Source organism: Pseudovibrio exalbescens DSM 16456, assembly GCF_000422785.1.
GTDB classification, from domain to species: Bacteria; Pseudomonadota; Alphaproteobacteria; order Rhizobiales; family Stappiaceae; genus Pseudovibrio; species Pseudovibrio exalbescens.
This window is the reverse complement of record NZ_KE383919.1, coordinates 230452-252747: the sequence shown is the minus strand read 5'-3', so window position 1 is coordinate 252747 and position 22296 is coordinate 230452. Positions and strand designations below refer to the sequence as shown.

At 55.5% G+C, this 22296-nt stretch carries 19 protein-coding genes; 6 read left to right on the top strand and 13 right to left on the bottom strand.

Annotation, left to right across the window (positions count from 1 at the left end; translation table 11 throughout):
- Positions 1 to 292: 292 nt before the first annotated feature.
- Both mobA and G512_RS0118040 read right to left on the bottom strand, forming a co-directional pair.
- Positions 293 to 958 (bottom strand): molybdenum cofactor guanylyltransferase MobA, encoded by a 666-nt coding sequence (gene mobA, locus G512_RS0118045; protein ID WP_028482918.1) that lies wholly within the window; start codon positions 956 to 958, stop codon positions 293 to 295.
- A gap of 210 nt (positions 959 to 1168) precedes the next feature.
- Positions 1169 to 1624 carry a BLUF domain-containing protein gene (locus tag G512_RS0118040; protein WP_028482917.1) on the bottom strand — a complete coding sequence of 152 codons (456 nt, stop codon included), beginning with the start codon at positions 1622 to 1624 and terminating at the stop codon, positions 1169 to 1171.
- A 342-nt stretch (positions 1625 to 1966) separates the two neighbouring features.
- Here G512_RS0118040 and apbC point away from each other — a divergent pair, with 342 nt between their 5' ends.
- The 4 genes from apbC (at position 1967) to G512_RS0118025 (ending at position 5153) form a co-directional block, all read left to right on the top strand.
- Entirely contained in the window at positions 1967 to 3139 is a 1173-nt protein-coding gene (gene apbC, locus G512_RS0118035; protein WP_028482916.1) for an iron-sulfur cluster carrier protein ApbC, read from the top strand.
- Between the two features lie 295 nt (positions 3140 to 3434).
- Positions 3435 to 4394 (top strand): DMT family transporter, encoded by a 960-nt coding sequence (locus tag G512_RS21760; protein ID WP_051269600.1) that lies wholly within the window; start codon positions 3435 to 3437, stop codon positions 4392 to 4394.
- 9 nt (positions 4395 to 4403) lie between these two features.
- Positions 4404 to 4640, top strand: a complete 237-nt coding sequence (locus tag G512_RS22675; protein ID WP_143181425.1) for a hypothetical protein — start codon at positions 4404 to 4406, stop codon at positions 4638 to 4640.
- Positions 4641 to 4979: 339 nt separating this feature from the next.
- Positions 4980 to 5153 (top strand): Flp family type IVb pilin, encoded by a 174-nt coding sequence (locus G512_RS0118025; RefSeq protein WP_028482915.1) that lies wholly within the window; start codon positions 4980 to 4982, stop codon positions 5151 to 5153.
- Positions 5154 to 5210: 57 nt separating this feature from the next.
- Here the strand turns inward: G512_RS0118025 and moaA are convergent, their stop codons facing one another.
- Positions 5211 to 6242, bottom strand: coding sequence for a GTP 3',8-cyclase MoaA (gene moaA, locus G512_RS0118020; protein ID WP_051269599.1), 1032 nt, complete (start codon positions 6240 to 6242; stop codon positions 5211 to 5213).
- A 129-nt stretch (positions 6243 to 6371) separates the two neighbouring features.
- Between moaA and G512_RS0118015 the strand changes: the two genes are divergently transcribed.
- Positions 6372 to 6752, top strand: coding sequence for a gamma-butyrobetaine hydroxylase-like domain-containing protein (locus G512_RS0118015; RefSeq protein WP_036490071.1), 381 nt, complete (start codon positions 6372 to 6374; stop codon positions 6750 to 6752).
- A gap of 78 nt (positions 6753 to 6830) precedes the next feature.
- Here G512_RS0118015 and G512_RS0118010 read toward each other — a convergent pair whose 3' ends face one another.
- The 10 genes from G512_RS0118010 to G512_RS0117960 all read right to left on the bottom strand — a co-directional run bounded on the left by G512_RS0118010 (position 6831) and on the right by G512_RS0117960 (position 20613).
- A complete protein-coding gene (locus G512_RS0118010) occupies positions 6831 to 7424 on the bottom strand; it encodes a L,D-transpeptidase (protein WP_028482912.1) in 594 nt (197 codons plus the stop codon).
- Positions 7425 to 7718: 294 nt separating this feature from the next.
- The gene (locus G512_RS0118005) at positions 7719 to 9353 is read right to left on the bottom strand and encodes a fumarate hydratase (RefSeq protein WP_028482911.1); all 1635 of its coding nucleotides are present in this window, start codon (positions 9351 to 9353) and stop codon (positions 7719 to 7721) included.
- Between the two features lie 164 nt (positions 9354 to 9517).
- Positions 9518 to 10078 carry a YceI family protein gene (locus tag G512_RS0118000; RefSeq protein WP_028482910.1) on the bottom strand — a complete coding sequence of 187 codons (561 nt, stop codon included), beginning with the start codon at positions 10076 to 10078 and terminating at the stop codon, positions 9518 to 9520.
- 38 nt (positions 10079 to 10116) lie between these two features.
- Positions 10117 to 10683, bottom strand: coding sequence for a cytochrome b (locus G512_RS0117995; protein WP_028482909.1), 567 nt, complete (start codon positions 10681 to 10683; stop codon positions 10117 to 10119).
- Between the two features lie 54 nt (positions 10684 to 10737).
- The gene (locus G512_RS0117990) at positions 10738 to 11313 is read right to left on the bottom strand and encodes a YceI family protein (RefSeq protein ID WP_208975062.1); all 576 of its coding nucleotides are present in this window, start codon (positions 11311 to 11313) and stop codon (positions 10738 to 10740) included.
- Positions 11314 to 11612: 299 nt separating this feature from the next.
- Positions 11613 to 12149, bottom strand: coding sequence for a class I SAM-dependent methyltransferase (locus G512_RS0117980; RefSeq protein WP_208975061.1), 537 nt, complete (start codon positions 12147 to 12149; stop codon positions 11613 to 11615).
- Between the two features lie 50 nt (positions 12150 to 12199).
- Positions 12200 to 12760, bottom strand: coding sequence for a GNAT family N-acetyltransferase (locus tag G512_RS0117975; protein WP_028482905.1), 561 nt, complete (start codon positions 12758 to 12760; stop codon positions 12200 to 12202).
- Positions 12761 to 12984: 224 nt separating this feature from the next.
- Positions 12985 to 13989 (bottom strand): purine-nucleoside phosphorylase, encoded by a 1005-nt coding sequence (locus G512_RS0117970; protein WP_036490068.1) that lies wholly within the window; start codon positions 13987 to 13989, stop codon positions 12985 to 12987.
- Positions 13990 to 14161: 172 nt separating this feature from the next.
- On the bottom strand, positions 14162 to 18547 hold the full coding sequence (locus G512_RS0117965) for a translocation/assembly module TamB domain-containing protein (protein ID WP_028482903.1): 4386 nt from the start codon (positions 18545 to 18547) through the stop codon (positions 14162 to 14164).
- Positions 18548 to 18594: 47 nt separating this feature from the next.
- Positions 18595 to 20613, bottom strand: a complete 2019-nt coding sequence (locus G512_RS0117960) for an autotransporter assembly complex protein TamA (RefSeq protein ID WP_081657550.1) — start codon at positions 20611 to 20613, stop codon at positions 18595 to 18597.
- A 498-nt stretch (positions 20614 to 21111) separates the two neighbouring features.
- Here G512_RS0117960 and G512_RS0117955 point away from each other — a divergent pair, with 498 nt between their 5' ends.
- Positions 21112 to 22248, top strand: coding sequence for a polysaccharide biosynthesis/export family protein (locus G512_RS0117955; protein ID WP_028482901.1), 1137 nt, complete (start codon positions 21112 to 21114; stop codon positions 22246 to 22248).
- Positions 22249 to 22296 lie beyond the last annotated feature (48 nt).

Sequence of the window (22296 nt, the reverse complement as noted above, 5' to 3'; positions counted from 1 at the left end):
TTGAGCCGCGTAAACATTCGTCAAATGGATAGTTGCTGTGCTTATATTTCCGGCAAATTGCCGGAATTGGGGAAAATATCGCGCGGGGTTGGGTCGTGTTGAATGAATTGACTTAAGGAGAGCTGCGAATCTCGTGTCAAACCGCAAGCGCCATGGCCAAGATACGCTTGGCTGCACATCAAGACACTCATGAAATCTTACTGAATACTGTGACAGATGGCTTTGCTGGGTGGAGCGGAGATGTGCCTGGCTCTGAGGCTTCGCGGTTTGGTGGCTAGCGAAGAAAGGGGGGCTACCCGAACGAGATTTCTTCGATGAGACTGGAGTCTGCAATCTCGGCCACACGAAGATCTTGCGGCGTGTTGATGTTGAAGAATGGATCGAGTTCGATGCCGTCTACCATCGGGCCACCAAACGAGATGACTGGAGGCGTCCGATCTCGCATGAACCCTTTCACGCTCCGGCCGCCAGTCAGCAGATAGGTCCGTACATCATCGGCGAGATAGACCGGCCACAACGCAAAGGTGGGATGTACTTCCTTGCGGGACTTCGCAACGGTAATCAGCGGCACGATGCTACCTGCAGGCTCTGCAAGCTTTTCCGCAAGGTCCAGCGGGAAAAAAGGTGTGTCAGCTGCTATGCTCAGTACCCACTTGGCATCCGGCTCATGCGTTTTGGCCCACTCCATGGCAGAGAGCACGCCAGCCATCGGTCCTAGGTGGCCAGGCAAACTATCGCGGATCAACGGGGCCCCGAGCGCTTCGTGGGAGGAACTGGGATTGTTAACGCTGACGACAACGCTTTTCACCTGAGGGCGGAGCCGATCAAATGCAATTTCAATCAACGATCGGCCGTTCAACTGCAAAAGGGATTTGTCTTGTCCTCCCATCCGGCGCGATTGCCCGCCACACAGAATGCAGCCAACGATGCGTTGCGTCCGCGGTTGGGTCACGGTCATGTTCCCTGTCCCCTCAAGGGCCGCTGGGGTCGGTTTGTCGCTTGCATCAGGGGCCACATCGTTTCGCAGGTCATTGCTAAGTCGCACTATGATTGAAAAATATTAACGCATGCCGACCATCAAGGTAAACCCGAGGCCTTTTCAACATATGCGTGTAAAAAAAGGCCGCACTGTGATGCGCAACACGTTATTTCTTGTTTGTTACGTCTCTTACATCAATGAAACGCGTTGCGTGATGCGGCCTTCTGATAGTGTTAGGGAGAGAAGGTAGAAAAGATCCATGATTTCATCACGGTGGAGACGTTCTTCAGCTCCGGCCAGATGGTGTGTCAACTGCGACGGACGAATTTCATCCTTTCGCAGGTCAAAAAATTGCATCCAGGCGCCACAAAAAAGCTGATGATCATGGGCGCTGTTATGCACAACTGTCAGGTGGCTGTGGCGTCGGTCCTGCAAGACACACTCGAACGTGTGCTTGACCGCAGTCCAGGGGCCTTCCAGAAGCTGGAAAATGTGCGTATCGGTCAGGATGAGTGCACCAGTAACGCCAACCCGTGAATTGATGCGGCGAATGCGGGTTAACGTGAGGTCCATCTCCGCCTCAAGATCATGCTTGAGTGCGGGCCAGTGAATTCGGCTTCGATAACAGAGTTGGGATACCGCCATATGCTCCTCCTGAACCTGTTTTGACAGTAGAGCGGTACGGTTTCCAATTTGCTAATAGGATGAATTATTTTCTATCATTTGCGCGTAGAGTTCCAAATTACTTCAGATACTTATTTCTGAATGGATAGTTGTTCTGAGTTGTTATGGACAGCTGGGGACAAACACAGGTACTTCAAAGCGCAGCTCTGCAAAACTCTCCACAACTCTCCCCGTGACATCTGCCTGCTGGGGGCCTACATCACGGGGCATAGGATCAAACAGCCATCACGGCGCAAAAACGGGCACAAGGCTCTTTAAAGGCAAAGGACGCGGGGCATGTTTTGGAAGAAAGGACGCGGGAAAGTGGACGATCTCTCGCAGGATAGAATACTGGAAGTCCTCAAGCAGGTGAAAGACCCGTCTGGTGAAAGCAATATCGTGGACAAGGGCTTGGTCGGTGACATTTCAATCCTTCAGGGACGGGTGGTGTTTTCTATCAAGGTGCCCGCAGAACAGGCACCGAAACTGGAAGGCATGAGAAAAGCCGCCGAAAAGGTCGTGTCCGTACTGCCAGGCGTGGAAAAGGTCATGGCTGCTTTGACCGCAGAACGCGTTCCCGGCCAACCTGCGGCATCGTCTTCAACGCCGCCGTTGACCGGTGGCGGATCCGCTCCCTCTGGTCCGGCCGCTACTGCCGCCTCTGGAAAAACGGGCAGTTCCGCTCAGTTGGATGTACCCGGCATTTCAAAGATCATCGCTGTTGCATCGGGCAAAGGTGGCGTGGGCAAGTCCACCACAAGCGTTAACCTGGCGCTGGCGCTATCGGAGTTGGGATTGCGGGTAGGGCTGCTTGACGCGGACATTTATGGACCGTCCATTCCCAAGCTCATGGGTGTTTCTGGAAAGCCGGAGGTTCTTGAAGGTCGCGTCATGAAGCCAATGGAAGCGTATGGCATCAAATTGATGTCCATCGGTTTCCTCGTGGATGAAGAAACAGCCATGATCTGGCGCGGCCCCATGGTGACCTCTGCATTGAACCAGATGCTGCGAGAGGTTGCGTGGGGCGAGCTGGATGTGTTGGTGGTGGACATGCCGCCCGGCACCGGCGATGTTCAATTGACCATGGCTCAAAAGGTACCTTTGACGGGGAGTGTCATTGTTTCAACGCCTCAGGATCTGGCGCTGTTGGATGCACGCCGCGGAACAGCAATGTTCCAAAAGGTTAGCATTCCGGTCATCGGGATCATCGAGAACATGAGCCATTTCATATGCCCGGATTGTGGCAGTCGTCACGAGATTTTCGGGCATGGCGGCGCGCGGGAAGAGGCCCAGAAACTTCAGGTGCCGTTCTTGGGTGAAATACCGTTGACCATGGAATTGCGCGTTCAATCGGATCAAGGCCGCCCTGTGGTGATTGCGCATCCCGAAGGCGCAGTTGCTCAGGCGTACCTGACCATAGCCGAGCATATTCGAACCTCTCTGGAAACGGGCGAGGCCGGCTTGAGCAAACCAGCGCCGAGAATCGTCATCGAATAAGATTGTCGCAGTCATGCTATCTGGCGGCCCCGATCAGGGGCCGCCTTGCGGTTATTACGGACAGATTTGTATAGGCGCAGCGCTCATACGTTTAAACACTACCGCGTAAAACTATCTAAATATCTGATATTTCAACATAAAATGGCCTTAAGGCGGCACATTGTCACGTCTTAAATGGAGCTAATTCGCGTTACGGTACTCTACGAAAGTCGGATAGCTGTCTGGGGGGTGAAAGCAACCGGATGAAGCTGCTGTTCGGCAGGGATGAAGCCCAGAGATTTGGAGTGCCCTGGGAATGCTTGCCAAGGAAAATGGCCGCGCGTTGCTGGCAATGTTCTTGTCCACCGCGTTTTTTATGTTCAATGATGCAACACTGAAATATACCGCACAAACCATGCCACTGGGGCAGGTGATCTTCTTGCGTGGATTGGTCACGACGGCGGTGATGGGGGGGCTCTGCCTCTATCTTGGTCAGTTCAAGATAGGGTGGCAGCTGTTTCATCCGGTCGTGCTGGCGCGTGCGCTGCTGGAGGTCATCGGGTCCATGATGTACCTCACCGCGCTCACGCACATGCCCATGGCCAACGCCACGGCCATGCTGCAGGCGATGCCGCTCATGGTGACGGCCGGAGCAGCCATGGTTTACGGCGAAGTGGTTGGCTGGCGCCGTTGGAGCGCCGTCGCTTTCGGTTTCGTGGGCGTTATGCTGATCATCCAGCCCGGCCTGGATGGTTTTGATGCCTGGGCCTTGCTGGCCATTGCTGCCGTGTTCTTCATGGCGTGCCGCGATCTGGTCACGCGCCGTATGCCCAAGGGGCTTCCGTCCTTCGGTGTTACTTTTGTTGTATGTGGCGCCGTAACCTTCATGGGATTGGGCCTTGGCGTCACCGAAGACTGGGTTCAGGTGGACACATGGTATTTGTGGCCTGTGCTCGGATCTTCCGCCTTCATCATCGGTGCTTACTATTTTGCGATCGTGTCCAACCGTTTGGGTGAACTCGTGGCGGTAGCTCCCATGCGCTACACCGGTCTGCTTTGGGCTACCGGCATCGGCGTCCTTGTGTGGGGCACCTTCCCCGATGCTATCACCATGCTGGGCATGGTCATTGTGGTGGGCTCGGGCCTATACACCGTTCACCGCGAACGCATGCGGTTGCGGGCAGAACAGGCAGCCGAACGCACCAGCGCGCTAAAACAGCAGAAAGAAACAACCGACATCCCGGTGGCAACGCCGGGGGCGCCGGCTTCTGCGTGATCCCTTTTCATGGCGCAGATGGTCTGCGCCATGCTGTTCGCCGGTCGGGTGCTGCGCGTCCCTCTGGCTGGAAATGGTCCCACGAACGGACCTGTCTTTACTGGAGACGAGACAATGAATGTCCATCACTTTGCATCGCCATCGAGCATCAATGGTCAATCCATGAACCAACTACTGCTCAGAGGACAACGGGCCAGATCAAAAGCGGCACTGGCAGCACTGCGCTGGTTGTTCAAGCGCCGTTAAGAATGAGCGGGTGAAGGGGCGCCGAGTCGCCCCGCCACCGCACGTCCAGCACGCTCCATCAAACGTTAGGGTATTCAAAACACAGTGTTTTTAAGGCGTGGTTAATCAAGGGTAAACATGTCCGGTTTGCATCAAAATAGATAAAAACCTATGTTTTTCAATTAGTTGAAATATGTGTGCCTAACATCATATGTCTCCGTTCTGGGGCGTGGCACCTTCAAATTGTACTTGTAGATTCAACCCAGTAAAAATTTAGATTTTGGCAAGAAACCTGCCAGTACCTTGCAGACATGCCCTCAGGACCAAAGGGGCAATTAGGGTTCAGTTGGAGTAAAATACATGTTTGCAAAGTTTCTGAAAGACGAGTCCGGTGCGACCGCAATCGAATATGGTCTGATCGCTGCTCTTATCGCTTTGGCTATTGTTGGTGGGGTAACTGCGCTTGGCTCTAGCCTTGATGGCTTTTTCTCGGCCGTATCGACAAAGCTCGACGGTTCAAAACCGACAAATTAGTCTTTCAAAAAAAACCCGCCAGCATATGCTGGCGGGTTTTTCACTCGTGATACGAACCTACCCGCCGGTAACGCTCATGTGACGTGAGACAGCCGGTTTTTTTGTGTCTCGGTCAATGACGAAGTCATGGCCTTTTGGTTTCCGGCTTATTGCTTCCTCAATGGCCTGTGACAGCAACTCATTCCCTTCTGAGGCCCGCAGCGGCGCCCTGAGATCCGCGTTATCCTCCTGTCCCAAGCACATGAACAATTGCCCGGTGCAGGTGACGCGTACGCGGTTGCAGCCCTCACAGAAATTGTGCGTGAGGGGGGTAATCAGCCCGAGGCGACCACCCGTTTCTGCCACACCAAAATAGCGGGCCGGACCGCCTGTTTTGTAGGGGAGAGGGGTCAGCGTAAAGTGTTGCTCAAGTTGGCGGCGCACCTGATCAAGCGGCAGATACTGGTCAACGCGCTCGCCGTCAATTTCTCCAAGCGGCATTGTTTCGATCAAGGTGAAATCGTGACCTTCACCATGGGCCCATTCCATCATGGCGTGAAGGTCGTGCTCGTTGAAGCCTTTCAGCGCTACCGCATTGATCTTGACCTTGAGTCCAGCGGCTACGGCAGCGTCAATGCCGTCCAGCACCTTTGCCAAATCTCCCCACCGCGTGATTTCCCTGAACTTGGCTGGATTCAGCGTGTCGAGGGAGACATTAACCCGCTTGATGCCGCAGGCCGCCAAGTCCTGCGCAAAACGGGCCAGTTGAGAGCCGTTTGTGGTCAGGGTCAGTTCATCCAGAGCGCCGCTTTCCAGGTGACGGGAAAGGGAACGGATCAAGCTGATGATGTTCTTGCGCACCAGAGGTTCGCCGCCGGTGAGGCGTAGCTTTCGAACACCCTTGTCGATGAAGGCACTGCACAAGCGGTCCAGTTCTTCCAATGAGAGAACTTCTCTTTTGGGCAGAAAGGTCATGTCCTCGGCCATGCAGTAGAGGCAGCGGAAATCGCATCGGTCCGTCACGGAAACTCTGAGATAGGTAACCTTACGGCCGAATGGATCGACGAGCGCTGGCTGCTGTGCCTGAGGAATGCGAATTTCTGGATCCACCGAGCCCCTCCCTGAACCTGTCTATCGCGTGAAGATCACCGTAGTTTAGAGTGATCCCAACCAGCGTCAACGGGCAAGCATTGACATTTACTTGAAGGGTGCCCCACATGACAGGATACAACCAATAAAATGCGGAGTGATACGTTGGCAACCGAGACCGTGCCATGGCCCACCGAAATACGATTGAAGAAGGACAGAAAACACCTGGTTGTGTCCTACGAAGATCGCGAGCCTGTGGAGTTTACCTCTGAGTTTTTGAGGGTGAACTCGCCCAGTGCAGAGGTGCAGGGGCATGCGCCGCATCAACGCAAGACCGTAGCCGGCAAGGCGCATGTTGAAATCATCGCTGTGGAACCTGTCGGCAACTATGCGGTCAAACTGGTATTTGACGACCTCCACAATACCGGGATCTTTACATGGGCCTATTTCAAGGAACTGGATGAACAGCGGGAGTCCCTTTGGGCACGCTACCTGAAGGAACTGGAGGAAAAGGGGTTGAGCCGCTCCTGACGTCGGCGGAGGGCAAGAAAAAGGCCCTGTCCGTAAGCGGACAGGGCACAGGAAATAAAGTCGGATGGTTGAGTGTTATTATCGCACCACAACAACTTTGGAGCCCACCCGTACGTTTTCGTAGAGATGGATCACGTCTTCGTTGGCCAAGCGGATGCAGCCTGAGGAAACGGCAGAGCCGATTGTCCAAGGCTCATTGGAGCCATGAATGCGATAAATGGTCGACCCGATGTAAAGCGCACGGGCGCCCAGAGGGTTGTTGGGGCCACCTTCCATGTAGGCAGGCAGGATCCGGCCCTTGCGGCGCTCTCTTTCGCGCATGACAGCAGGCGGTGTCCATCCCGGCCACTCGGCCTTGCGACTGATGCGGTGGGTTCCGGACCACTGGAACCCCTCCCGGCCAACGCCAACCCCGTATTTCATGGCTTTGCCACCGGGATAGACGTGATACAAGCGCCGCTCTGACGTGTTGACAACAATGGTGCCGGGACTGTGGGGGCCGTAGTAGTTCACCATTTGTCGTTTAATGGGTGATTTTCCATGGCGGGCGGTTCCATAGGAAACCCACTGTTTCGTTGCCGGGTCGAAGAATTTGCCGCTTGCGGCCTGCACGGTTGTGCTCGCGTAACCAGCGGACAACACAATGGCCGCAATGGCGAGAAATCTGAGCATAGTGATCCCCTGTAATTATGTTTTATTATTCTCGACTACATGAGGGTGTCTCTGCGTCAAGTTACTGTAAGCTGTCACCGCTCTGTTGCAAAGCCGTTAACGCAAGCTGCGCGTGTGCAGATGTCAGGGGAGGAAGTCTCTGGTGTAATTAATAAAATCACATCGCATTCGCATAAATCCGGTTAAAAACCGGTCAGAGACAAAAAGATTCAAAATGCGTCGATGTTGAATGAAATTCGCTAAGCTTGAAAAGAGGCGGCGGACGGATCGCAACATGATCGTCCGCCACAATGGTCAGCCCAGATTGAGCTCCTTGAAGAAATCATTGCCCTTGTCATCAATTACGATGAAAGCAGGGAAATCCTCAACCTCAATTTTCCAGACCGCTTCCATGCCCAACTCTTCGAACTCCAGCACCTCCACCTTTTTGATGCAGTCTTGAGCCAGACGGGCTGCCGGTCCGCCAATGGAGCCGAGATAAAAACCACCATGGGCCTGACACGCCCGCCGTACCTGAGCCGAGCGGTTCCCCTTTGCCAGCATCACCATGGACCCGCCCGCAGCCTGAAACTGGTCTACATAGGCGTCCATCCGGCCGGCGGTCGTTGGTCCGAACGAGCCCGAAGGCATGCCCTCAGGGGTCTTGGCCGGGCCCGCATAGTATACCGGATGGTTCTTGATATAATCTGGCAGCGGTTCTCCGCTCTCCAGTCGCTCCCGCAATTTGGAGTGAGCAAGATCTCGCGCCACGATCAACGGTCCGGTCAAAGACAGCCGCGTCTTGATGGGATGCTTGGTCAACTCACCGAGGATCTCGGGCATGGGCCGCGTCAGATCAATCTTCACCACATCATCCCCGAGGTCTGCGTCGGTGACCTCCGGCATGTATTTTTCAGGGTGGCGTTCCAGCTCCTCAAGGAAAATACCGTCCTTGGTGATCTTGCCGGTTGCCTGACGGTCTGCAGAGCATGAGACCCCGATACCAATGGGCAGGGAGGCGCCGTGGCGCGGCAGACGAATGACCCGCACATCGTGGCAGAAGTACTTCCCACCAAACTGTGCCCCAACGCCCGTGGACTGGGTCAGTTTGTGTATCACCGCTTCCATGTCGAGATCGCGGAATGCATGGCCCAGTTCGGAGCCCTGCGTCGGCAATCCATCCAGATATCGCGCCGAAGCCAGCTTGACCGTCTTCAGGTTCATTTCTGCGGATGTGCCTCCGATCACGATCGCAAGGTGATACGGCGGGCAGGCGGCCGTGCCGAGTGTCAAAATCTTCTCTTTCAGGAAGTCGATCATCCGGTCATGGGTCAGAAGGCTTGGCGTACCCTGATAGAGGAAGGTCTTGTTTGCAGACCCGCCGCCTTTGGCCATGAACAGGAACTTGTAGGCATCCTCGCCCTCGCTGTAGAGATCGATCTGGGCAGGCATGTTGTTCTTGGTGTTCTTTTCCTCGAACATCGCAAGTGGTGCCAACTGGGAATACCTTAGGTTCTTGTGGAAGTACGCATCCCTTGCGCCTTCACCCAACGCTTCTTCATCACGTCCGTTGGTCCAGACCCGTCGACCTTTCTTGCCCATGATAATGGCTGTCCCTGTGTCCTGGCACATGGGCAGAACACCTGCAGAGGCGATATTGGCGTTCTTTAAAAGATCATAGGCTACGAACTTGTCATTCTCGGTCGCCTCTGGGTCCTCCAGAATTGCGCGGAGCTGCTTCAAATGACCTTCACGCAAATAGTGATTGATGTCCTTGAATGCCTCCTCCGCCAACAGTCGAAGGCCTTCCTGTTCCACCTTGAGAACGGTCTCACCATCAAACTCTGTCGTGCTCACATGAGCGTCAGTGAGTTTGCGGTAGCGGGTCTGGTCTTCTCCCAAGGGAAACAGAGGCGAGTGGACATAGTCTGGAGGACGGTTTTCTGACATGACGAAATCTCTGGTTTTTGCAGCAAGTTGGACCCTGCGGTCTTCTGTTCACAAGGGTTGTATAATCAAAAGGCCGGATGCGCAAAGCGCTCCGGCCCGTTCTTTGGAAATTAAACCGATTAGGCAAAGTGCTTACCTTGCGTCCTCGTGGATAAGTCCTCCGTTCAGCGCGTTGCCCAAAGATCAAGCGTAACGGCTACCTTGTCCGGCACCGTATCAGCAGAGATGTCCTGTCCCATCTCGAAGGAGGAACGCATCAATGCCACTTGTGCGGTGGCGTGCGCCTCATCCCCTTCAACCGAAAGCGTAAACGGCAAGGTCAATGGCACGGATATGCCGCGAATGGTCAGTGTACCGCGTGCTTCGTAGCGATTGCCGGTTGTTGCCACTATCTCGTCGGAGGAAAACACTGCATCAGGATAGGCTGACGAATTGAACCAGGCATCACTTGTCAGCGTGCCGTTTATCTGACCATTGCCTGTATCGGCGCTACCGGTTGAAATGGTGGCTTCGATGGATCCCGTCTCCGGAGTGTTCGGGTCAAGCGAAATCGCCGCGTCCCAGGTGCCGAAAGTTCCGGTCAGGGGCTGACCATTTTGGGTGGTTTCAAAGCTCAAACTGCTTTTTTCCGAGTTCACCGTCCAGTCCATGGCCAACGCCGGCGTGGAAACGATCAGACTCACGGCAAGAAGGCCAGCAGCGCGGAGAGAATTGAAGGATGACATGGCAGGGTCCTTTGGATGTCTTTTGTGCGGTCAGGAAGTTAGCTGGGGCGGGTCATCCGGCGCAGTACATCGTCTCGCGAAATAAAGTGATGTTTGAGGGCGGCCGCGATGTGCAAAACGATCAGGGCAATCAAGAGATAGGCGCCCCATTCATGAACCGTTTTCAAAGTAGCCTCAGCCGTTTCCTTTGTTCCCAAAAAGTCTGGCACCGGAAGGTGAGGCAAGGTGAAGCTGTCGAAAATGACAGTAGGCACACCCCAAGGTGAGGCAGACACCATGAGCCAGCCGGACAGGGGCAGAAACAGCATCAGTCCATAGAGGCCAGCGTGGCCAAGATGGGCCGCCATACGCTCAAGAAACGGCATTGTCTCTGGCAGTTTGGGAGATGGGTTCACGGTGCGCCACACCAACCTCAGAACAGCCAGAACCAGAATGACGAAGCCAAATGATTTGTGCAGCTGGTAAAGTTCAAAGGTGCGTTGGTCGGTTAGGGGAAGATCCACCATGTACAGCCCGAGACCAAGCAGACCAATAATCATCAGCGCCATTAGCCAGTGGAACGTGATGGCAATCAGGCCATAGGTCCTGTGTGTGTTTTTGATCATGTTCGACCTCGGCACAAGGAGGGGCACCACAGAGATGCCCCATTCCTGTTTGGTTTATTTGATCAGGGCTTCGGCGTTGATCACGATGTCCACTTCATCGCTGACATAGGGCACGAACTTGTCCATGCCAAACTCGGAGCGCAGCACCGTTGTCGTGGCAGTGAAGCCGACAGCTGGTTTCTTCAACATCGGATGCTCGGCCATCTTGTTGACGTCCACTTCCAGAACGGTTTCCCGTGTTTGCCCGTTGATTGTCAGATCGCCAGTGATTTCCAGTTCATCTTCATCCACTTGCTCAACTTTGGTGCTCTTGAAGGTGGCCGTTGGATTGGCTTCCACATTGAAAAAGTCAGCAGACTTCAGATGAGCATCCCGCTCTTCCCAGAAAGTGTCGATGCTGTTCATGTCGATGATGATCTCTACGCTGGAGTTTTCCGGCGCGTCTTCATCGATAACAAGCGTACCTTCCCAGTCACCAAAACGCCCATCTGTGGTGGAGTAACCCAAGTGGTTGTAGCTGAACGCGATGTTCGCATGGGACATGTCGAACTCGTATTCAACCGGCTCGGCCAGCGCAGGAGCCGAAAACAAAGCGGTCGTCAAAGCGACGGCTGCAAGGCGTTTCATCATGGTCAAGTACCCTCTTGTTTCTCAGTTGCTCTACGCGAACTGCGTAAAAACCATGATGGGATATTGTGTGGTTCTGATGAAATTGCAACTGAACGTACCGTTCATAATGTGTGAACGATTGTGGCACTTTCAGCAAAATCTTTGGAAATTGTTCAGCAAAAAGCAAGGAGTGCGCCTCAATTGTCCATATCAAGGTGCAATGGTACTGCTAGACCGGACAATGATCGGCCCACTCGCTGACAATACTGTGATGGGATGTGAGCCACCAAGACGGGCTCACAAATCTTGAATGCAGAAAATTAGGGCTTGAGCGCAAACAAGATGCCGTTCTTGTCCCGGATGAACTCGAATCCATGCTTTTTGAGGGAATCGCGTAACTGCGGCAACACGCTCTTGTCATCGGCGATCAATAGATAGCCATCGCTCTTCAGGTGCCCGATATACTTCTCCAAGACACGGACCCGTGTGTTGGAGGCCAACTCGTGGAAAAAGCGGTCACATACAATCGCGTCAAACTGGTGTTGAGGCGCATAGCCAATGGCGTCTGTGTGAACCGTTTCAATCGAGAGGTGCTCGGCTTCAATGCGTTCGCGCAGTTGCTCCAGGCCCACGGCAGAAGTGTCCACGGCAATGACATGGTGACCTCGGTTGGCGAGGTACACGGCATCGCGCCCTTGACCTGCACCCAGATCCAGAACAAGCCCGGCATCAAAGTCGAGATTGTTGAACATGGTTGTGAACTGTTTGGAAGTATGCCCGAAATACTCCGGGTTGTGTTTGTAGATCTTGTCGTATTTCTGCATGTCGCCATCTGCTTGCGGTTTCGCTATGTGCATATAGATAACCCGGTCAAAGGGCAAGCTGGGCAGAGGTATGGAGGGTAAGGTCAGCTCTGAGTGTTGCGGTCCAGAGGCCGGCGAAAAAACAAAGTTGGTGCTTCGTTGAACACAACGGGCTCGCTCTGCTGAACGAAACCAGCGCGTTGCGCAAGGCGGGCACTAGCTTGGTTCTCTGGAGCTATGATGCAGAAAACCTTATCAAAAGGCAGGGTTTCTTGCGCCCATTGCAACGCGCAACTGACAGCTTCATGACCCAAGCCCTGACCGAAGAATCTTGGAGAGAGTATCCAGCCCATCTCAGGATGCCCTTCGATGTCAACGGAAAGCGCGCGCTTGAAATCGGCAAATCCGACTTCGCCAACGTAATCGCCGGTTTCCCGGTGTTCAACTGCCCAGTAGCCAAATCCCATCATGGACCACATGCCGACAAAGTTGAGCAGGCGAAACCAGCAGTCTTGTCTGTTTGAAGGCTTGCCGGAAATGAAGCGGTAAACAGATTCTTCGCACCAAAGAGCATGGCTGGCATCAAGATCGTCTGGCCTCAAGGGCCTTAAGACGAGACGATCACTCGTCAAGACGGGCGCAGCTGCTGGACGGGGAAATGTCATTTGGGACCTGATAGTCTGAAGGATAGGACAAGGGCCAGAGGCCATTTGTACCAGTTGCTATGACGTTTCAGGACTGCTGACAAGGTACATGCGCGCCCCGTTCGCTTGGCAAATAGAACTAGGGCTTACAACAAGGGCCCGTGACCGGATCCAGTCTTCGCCCTCCAGATGAGGCGGGGAGGGGTGATCAGGCTTGGTGGAGGCCAGGCCTGATCAAAGAGGTCTTACTTGCTCAGGCCGTCGCTATAGACGTTCCAGTTGGCGATGATGTCCTGCGCAAAGGCATTGCCTACGCGAAAGGCGTTTTCCTTCGCTGGGCCAAAGCCGCCGGAGTTGGCAGCCAGCGACTCGGCAGCCGTTTGCTCTGGATTCTGCCGGTCAAAGTTGGAAGCTGTGCGCAACACGGCCACACGAGAGAAGTCCAGCTTTCCGGCTTCCGCGCCCCGCTGCAACGCAGTCAGTGTGGCATTGTCTTCCATCTGGCTCATGCAGTATTCAGCTTCGCCGTCGGTCAACAGCGCTGTGTGAGCACTTACCTCAGCTGCAGTAATGGCGCCATGCCAATAGGTATCGGCCGAAACAGAACTGCAGATCATTACCGTTGGTTGAGCCTTTGCGGCCTCTTGCGGGTAGTTTGCACGATAGGCTGCAGCCGTGTCGCCGTCGGCAAGCGCGACGCCTTCAGTGACTGAAAAGGCTTTTTCAATCAGTGCCGGGTTCAGCTTGAACACTTCTGAGCCAGCGGCCCATTTGGGCTTTTCGCCCGGGGCTTGTGCGCCAAGTTCCAGAATTTGGCTGTCCCAGTCTTTCGGGGCTTCCCGGTCATCGATGCGGTGAAACAGGCCCGCGTCCACTACATAGTCGGCCCATGCGGCTGATCCCAATGTGCCCTTGTTTGGGTCGACGCCAGCAATACCCGCGATCAGGAAGTAGGTCTGCGATAGATCGAACTGTTCAGACAACGCCACCGCCAGTGTCGAGCTGGCTGCATTCGCATAGCCCATGGTCGTTGTCATGACGCACAAGTCGTCATTGCAGGCCACGGTATTGTTTGAGGCAGGCAGACCCGGAACAGCAATCTGTTGAGACAGGTCCAGATTGTCCAACCACGGTTGTGTCTCACCGTCAAACATGGTGACGACCATCACCTTTGGTGAAACAGGGGCAGCGTGGGCCGCCAATGGCACTAGCATGGAGGCCAAACAAACGGCAAGTGATCGAAGCTTCATAATGTTCCCCGAAGTTTGAAATGAAGGAAGATCTAGAAGCTTCAATTCACACATACTGCTCTGAAAAACAACGTTTTCACTAATGAGCAGGCAAAATATTTCACTGCGTTGAATGCGTCTGTTTCACTCCTTGTGAACGTGATGGCTGGCGCGTGCTGTGCACGCGTCCTCTTCAGTATTCGCGTTCAAAAAAGAAACCGGCCTTCGCATCGCCGGTTGATCCGGCTTCGCCACGAATTTTCAAGTCCTTGGTGATTTCGATGTCGACGGTCGCCGAGTTGGAGCCGTCTTTGGCGTTCTGGGTGACGCCAAGATAGATATTGTCGTTGATATAGGTTCCTGCAGACAGTTCTGCTGCGCCGTCAGCATTCACGTTTACGTCGATATCACTCAGGCCCAATACGTTGCGCAGAGCGCCCAACGGGCCGCCCGTGCCGCCCCCTGCCAATGTTGTTACCGCGTTGGCAAGCTGAGCCACCTGAACTGGTGAAAGGTCGGTGACGGACTGCCCAAACAACAATTGCGCCAGAATTTCATCCTGAGGCAAATCGGGTGACGAGGTGAGGGTGATTTCCGGCTGGTCGGCTTCACCGCGCACCCCGATGGTGACATTGGCGTTAGCCGTGCTGGTGGTGGCCGCAAAGTCGATGTAAGGCATCAGACTACCGTCAAACGTGACTGATCCTTCTTGAAACTCAAGGCGCTTGCTGAGGATATCAAAGCGACCCCGCACCAGGTCGAAGCCGCCGATACCTTGAACATCTCGGCTAGTACCGGCAAGGCGAAGTGAGCCGCCTACTTCTGCGTTCAAGCCACGCCCGCGAACGAACACGCGGCCGGGTGCGTTCACGGTAAGGTCCAGATTGATGGCCCCGGTGTTCGTCTCGGCCTGTTGGCTGGCGCCTGAAGCTTGCCCTTCATCAATCGCCAACGCGCGCGCTTGGTCCAGAACGGGCTTGGGAGCATTGAGATGGCGAACGATCACCGGGTTCACGCCGCCGCCGAAGGAGTTCGGGATGCCAATATCCGCGCGCTCAATGGTCACGGTGCCGGCAAGAGTTGGATTTTGCGCGGTGCTGGCTAGCGGCCCTGTCATTCGTATGTCTGCATCCAGCAGTACGTTGGCCAGCGTCCCTTGTACATAACGGCCTTGATCTACCTGAGCTTGCACCGAGATCGGCAAGCCATCGCCCAGCCCAACCGTACCTCCGGCACGCACAGTCCCACCGGTGCGGATGTCTGCGGTGATATCGTTGACGCTGATGCGATCCTGATTGGCGTCCACAGAGCCTCGGAAATTCTGCAGGGTCAGGCCTGTGGCCAACCGGGTCAGCTCCACGTTTTGCGGGGTCACCGAAACGTTGAAGCGGGGTTTTGCGAAAGATCCTGCAGCCGTCCCGGATACACTGAGCAACCCTTGTCCCGACAGGCCAGCGCGGATCAGCCGAGCCCGCAACACTTCCAGCGGCACCTGACCGGCAGCTTCAAGGTTCAACGTGCCGCCATCGGATAGCGAAACAGTGCCAGTAGACGTGACATCCAGGCCGCCGTTGTTCGTGACGCGGGTGTCTTGTTGAATGCGCTGGTTTTGCAGTTGGCCTGTAGAGGTAATGGTGAGGGGTGAAATGGCATTGTCCCGCATGGCAGCAACTGCAATGCCGCTGGCATTTACTTGCCATTGCGCATTGGGGGATTGCGGTGCGCCAGTCACGCTTGCGCTCGCCGACACGGCACCGCCAAGGCCCAGTTGCGGGGCGAATGCATTGGCCAGATTGAGCGGCACGGCGTCCACCTTGATGCCGAGGTCCAGCTCGGAGCCGCTGGCACCAGTCACCGTGATCCGGCCTTCTCCCAACGCCATGACCAGGGGATTTGCAAGGGAGACAACGCCCTGCCGCACAACCACCTGACCAGGCGCGTCAAGTTGAGAGGTGATGCCCTGATAGCTACCGGAGATCTGGTTGATGTCGATGGTCAAGGCGTCTGATCCGCGGGTGACGACAAAGGCTGTCTGAAACCTGTCGGTATCGCCGTCAAGTTTGGCTTGCAGATCGACCGTGGTCGTGTTGCCTCTGGTTTGCGCCGAGGCGTTGGCATTGGTCACGACAACCGCTCCGGCGTTCAGTTCTGACAGTCTCAAGTTGCCGTCAACTTCCGGCGTCGAGAATGCGTTCAAAACGCGCGCATCTGCGCTCAAACTCGTTAAAGTGACATTTTCCCACGCAAAGGCGCTGGCCTGAGCGTCCAGGTCAACGCGGGTCTGGCCTGCCGCCTGTTGGACCTGAACGCGTCCCACAAGAGAGCCTTCCACTTCCGCCAATACCAACGGAGCGATTTGCGCCAGATCGGGCGCGGAGATGTCCAGATGCCCTTCAATGCCTTCGGGCAGGGTGGTCAGATCAGCAATCGTGAAGGCACCGTTCGCACGATTATCCCCCACAACGATGGCAAGGTCACTGATGTCCGCGCCACCATCACCTGAATTCAATTCACCTGAGATGGTGATTTCCCGATCTCGCAAGGATCCGCTGAGGTTCACCTGCGCCCGCGGTGCTTGTGTACTCAGTGTTGCTTCGCTGCGTAACGAAAGATCGGTCACCGGCGTTCCCATCATTTCCAGCCGCTCGGCTTGCGCTTCCAGGGACATTACGGCTGCATCCAGTGGCCCGCTCACCTGCGAGGAAAGGGTAACAGCGCCGGAAATGCGTTGATCGAGCGCGGCCAAATCCTTCAAACGCGCGCGAACGCTGCCGTCGAGCGCGCCGTCCTGCAGGATGCCGCTGGCCTCCAGGTCAAAACGCGAAGAGGCTGCCTTCAGATCCATAACCTCAAGCTCGCCCGATGCCGGGAAGTCTGATGGCAACTGACCGCGTGCCGAGCCGCTCAACGTCGCGCGCCCTTTTGTCAGGGCATCCAACTGGGCGATGCCGGTCTGCAAATCGTCAGCGCTGCTGTCAAAGGTCAGCGAATAGCGACCGGTATCCGGCGTGCCGTCGAGGGAAAAGGTCATGGCAGCTGCACCCGCCAAGGGGCGGTCCGTCAGTCGGGCAAATCGTGACAGATTGGTGGCCTCAAGCTGGCCCTGCGCCGAAACGCGGGTGGGTGAGGCGACAATGTTTGACAGATTGAGTGAGGTGTCATCGCTGGCTGCGGTCAGGAAATCAAGTCGGGCCACCTGATTGGTCAGATCCAGATCCCCTTTCAGGCTCACACTTGCAGCAGGTGGCATACTGCCACCGAAGGAGTTGTGTTTTAGAGCAACGCCTTCGAGCACCAAGTTCGCCTCCAGCGGAGTTGAAAGAGCGGTTGCCAGAGTAGAGGCCCCCGTGCCGCGTGCGTTCAGCCGAACCGACTGCAGATCCACCTGATCCGATACAATCGAGGTGCCCTCAACGTACATGGTCCAGTCCAACGCATCCAATGCGCCTTCCGCCGTTAGGTTGGCATTGAGCGCCTGAACGCTGACCGGCACATCGGGCACTGGCAGCTCCAATGTCTCGCCGCTTGGCAGGCGGGTGCCGATGTTGACTTTGACAAGAGCTGTTTGCGTGGCGCGCGCAACGCTGCTGTTTGCCTTCAAAAAGAAGGTATCCGTTGCCAGACTCACATCCAAAAGGGCGGGGAAATAGGAGGAGTCCAGCTCACCGTTGGCAACAAGTTGCGTATTGCCTGCAAAAAGCGGCTTCAGTGGCGCAGGAAGGATTGTTTCCAGATCGCCTCTGAGATCCGCCGTCAGGCGCTTGGTTGCAGCAATATCGGTCAAGGCGGCAGAGCCTGAAACGGTCTGCTTGCCATCAAGCGCAACAGAGAGTTGAGCCTCGAATGCCTCCAGCGTGCCGCTGCCCACCAACTCCGCATCAAACGAAGGGGCGCGAGCGATGTCCAGCAACGAGGCGACCAGTCCACCTGCTGCTTCGCTGATTTTGGCGTCCACATCGAAAGCGACGTCAGCAAGATCCACATGTGCAGCCACATCCACACGGCCTTGGACGCTGTCCAGCCGCTCTGCCTGCAGGGTAACAGACGCTGCTTGCGGGGATGCTGTTACATCAGCTGACCCCACGACTTGCAATTGAATTGGCGTACCAAGGACAGGACGCTCAATCGAGATCTTGTCGATACTGAGCTTTGTCAGCCGTCCGGTCAGGCGCGGCAAGCCCCCAGAGCCCTCATCGGCCGGTTCGGTTGCTTCACTGGTGTTTTCGGCGGGATAAACCGGTTGGCGGAGAATGCGCACATGTTCGCTCGCCAACTGCTGGATCTGCAGATCAGCGCGCAACAATGCCAGCGGCGACCACTCCAGAAAGATGCCATCCACAACAAGCCAAGGGCCGGTGGGATCGGATATGTCGACGCGGCCCACGGAAATGGTGCCGGTCGGGCTGATCCCGAGTTGCGACAAGGCGATGTCGGGAACAAGCGCGGAGGCCACACGTCCAAGCGCCTCGCGCCCCTGATCGAACTGGCTTGTCGCAACGAGCGCGCCATAAGCCAGCGCGACAAGGGCAATTACACTCAGGATGAGGCGAGTAATTACTCCGAGAATGCGCAGCAGCACAGTGCTAAGTCCTTGTCTTGGTGGGTGCCGCGATCATCAACCCTTCATCAGAAGGATTGGCTCAGTCCCACGTAAATTGCGAATGATGGGTCGTTTTCCTTTGGGTCCAGCGGTACGCCAACATCCAGCCGGAGCGGTCCAACAGGCGTAAAGTAACGTAAGCCGGCTCCAACGCCAACCTGCAAAGGTTCGCTGAAGTCCGGCAGGCTCTGTTCGAACGCCGCACCGGCATCCACAAAGCCTACAGCACCAATGTTATCAGTCAGTTTCGTGCGCAGTTCGCCGTTTAACTGAAGGAAGGAGCGGCCACCAATCACTTCATCGCCAATACGTGGGCCAATGTTCTTGTAAGCATACCCTCGAACGGAGCCGCCACCCCCAAGGAAGAACCGACGAGAGGCGGGAATGTCCTGCAGGCTATCGGAGTAAATCGTGCCGGTGGCCACGCGCCCGGCCAGAATGAACCGGTTCGCATCGTCAAGGCCCAGATATGACGCGGCAGAAAAACGGGAGAACACAAGAGGGGACGTGTCCAGCGCATCAATGGCCGGCTCCACATACGCCTCCGCATAAATGCCCGAACTGGGGTTCAGGTCATCATCGCGCGTGTCATAGGTCAGGTAGCCCGGAATGCCGACGATGAAATAGTCGTTCGTTCCAAACACGTCTTCTTCATTGGCGTAGTAAACTTCCCCGCCAACACGTCCAGAAAGCGTTTCATCGAAGTCCTTCACGAAGAAGGCATCAGCAGACAGGCTACGAGAGGTGTAGTTTTCCGGCTGCTCCTGTACAGCTGCGAGACTGGTGGTGAACGAAGTTGTCGGCCCAAAGGCGCCCGGCTTTTCGAAGGCAAGTCGCAGCGCATACTCCAAGTCCTCGGGGTTCACCGTATCGATCTTGCCAACGGAGCCGGAGACCTGAAGCTTTTCTGCTTGTCCGAACAGGTTGCGGTGGCGCCAATATCCCTCAACACCAAATCCCTCATTGCTGGACCAACTGGCGCCGAAACCAAATACCCGGCGCGGACGCTCGGATACGGTTATGGTGATCGGCAAGGTGCCATCGGCAGCAATCGTATCATCAGGACGCACTCGCAAACTGGCAAAAACGCCAAGATCACGCAGGCGGGTTTCTGCGCGTTTGAGAATGCGCGCATCATAGCGCATCCCTTCGGGAATATTGGCGTAGCTGCGAATGAAAACCGGGTCCATTCGCTCCGTACCTTCAACCGAAACAGGCCCGAAAAAAGCCTCCCGGCCGCTATCGAACACCAACGTCACGTCCAGCGTATTGGCGCTGTGATTGGCAGACAATTGTCGGTCTGCCACACGCGCTTTGGGAAACCCTTCATCGTCCAGAGCGCTTAGTCCGCGCTTTTCCGCTGTCAGAACCTTTTCAGAAAACGCCGGTTCACCTGTAACAAGACCCAAATCTCCGGCACCTGGAAGCATGTCTTGCAACTCGGCTCGGGGTGTCTTGTAGCGAATATCGACCTTGCCCAATGAAAACACGGGGCCTGGGGTTACCGTGACTTCAACCGGAATGGGCCGTGTTTGAATGGGATTGGGATCTTCAATGACAACACTGAGGGGCCGCCCATCGATGCGTACGGAGACAAGGCCGCCATAATATCCGCGCGTATAAAGCGTGCCCACCATGTTTTCGAAGTCGCCAGAAGCCAGCGCCAGCACACCAGCCTCTCCAGATACTGGACTATCCTGATTGGTGACGAGGTCACTGTTGCGTTCCAACCGTGCCTTCAGATCCTCATCGACCTCACCAGTTTCAGGGTTCGGTGTGACGGTGAGCTCCACCGTAAAACGGGTAGGTTCGGGCAGAGCGTCGTCGGCGGAGGCTTCCGTTTCTTCCTCGCCCCATAAATGGATGCCGAACAGACTGAAGGCTTGGGCAGGTGGCGCGGCGAACAGCAAGGCAGCCGCCAGCACGAGGCCAGCCAAAATGGCTGAAAACCGTCCTCCAAGCCCATTTGTTGCCAACACCGCGATCAATCCAAGCCCCAATTCCGAGATCGCACGGATCCCCAGATGCGACGAGTGTAGTCCCATGACTACCGCACAAGGATCCGTGAAAACTTACCAAGTACCTGTCGTGGACGGCAAAAAGACCACAATAACAGCTTGTTGTGAAGTTTGCCGTCCATTCAGATTGTTGCATGCCATGCCCCTTGGCCATTTGCAATCTGTTCTTTCCGAATGTGCCAGAGCGATGAAGCCCAGAGTGTATTCCACGATTTAACGAGGACGATCGCCATGAAACTGTGGAGAACGGCCAACCTCGCCAAAACACAGGGTTTTGGTAGTTTTTACCTGCACAGTTGGGTTGCGAACTTGCCGTTTACGACATGCATTCTGGCTTAGAATCATTCGCTCCGAGCCACTTTTACCTCCATCTCCTGAGTAAATTACTGGTAAAAATAGCATGTAGGAAAATGCCTAATAAGTTGTTGCGTTTGTTTTATTTTTCCATGTGCGCAAGGTTAGGCCCGGTTGCCTTAGGGAATCATAATTACTCGTCTACAGATTGCAGGCTTATTGGGATACTCAATGCGCTGGATACCAGTTTGGTTGATGTCGGTTGCTTTGGCTGCGTGCTCTGCGTTGCCAGCGCAAGGACCGTCTTCAGCGGTCATATCTTCTGAGCAGGTGACGGCTGATGCGCAACTTGCCAACTACACAATCGTGAAACTGGATGACGCGGCCATCTCGGTGTTGCGCCATTATCAGCCTCAAAGTTTCGCCAACAAGTTTGGCAGCGTGCCTGCCTCCAATGGGGTGTTGCAATTGGGGGTGGGGGATGCCGTGCGCATTCACATCTGGGAGGCCGCGCCGCAGGGGCTGTTTTCGACGGAAAAGTCCAAACAGTCCGGCATTGATGCAGTTATTGATGAATCCGGGTTCATCTTCATCCCGTATGCGGGCCGCGTAAGGGCGGCCGGCCTCACGGTGGAGGGGCTTCGAACCACCGTACAGAACAAGCTTATTGGAAAGGCGATCGAGCCTCAGGTGCTCGTGCAGGTTCTTCATAATCAGAGCAACAGCGCGGTTGTGATTGGGGATGTGGTCAAGCCGGGTCGCTATCCCATTTCGATTGGCGGCTCGCGCTTGCTGGAGCTGGTGGCCGTGGCCGGGGGAGCCCGTGAGGCGACCTATGAAACCGTGATCACGCTGAAACGAGGGCACCGGTCGGGCACCGCTCGGTTCGAGGATCTGATTGAAAACCCTGCCAACAACATACGCGTAGCGTCAGGAGACAACATCCTGTTGTCCCATCGACCGCGCAGCTTCTCGGTCTTTGGCGCTGTCGGCAAGGAACAACTGGTTCCGTTCCGAACGCAGGAAGTGACGTTGGCTGAGGCATTGGCTGTCGTAGGGGGAATCAGCGACTTCACGGCTGATCCAGCCGGCATTTTCCTGTTCCGTTTTGAAGAAGCCGGTCTGGTCAGTCAGATGACACAGCGAAAATTCGCTCCAAGTGTGACGTCGGGCACCCCTGTACCGGTGGTTTATCGATTGAACCTGCGCCGTGCAGACGGGTTCCTGCGGGCACGATTTGTCCAGATGAAGGACAAGGACATTCTCTATGTCGCGAACCACCCAACCGCAGAGTTCGGCAAGTTCCTGCAGATCATCTCGCCGTTGCTTTCCAATGTCTCCACCGTAAACCGTTTGGAGTTTTTCTAGGATTGCTCAGCCGACTGCCGGGTTTAAAACAAAAAGGACGCCCGAGGG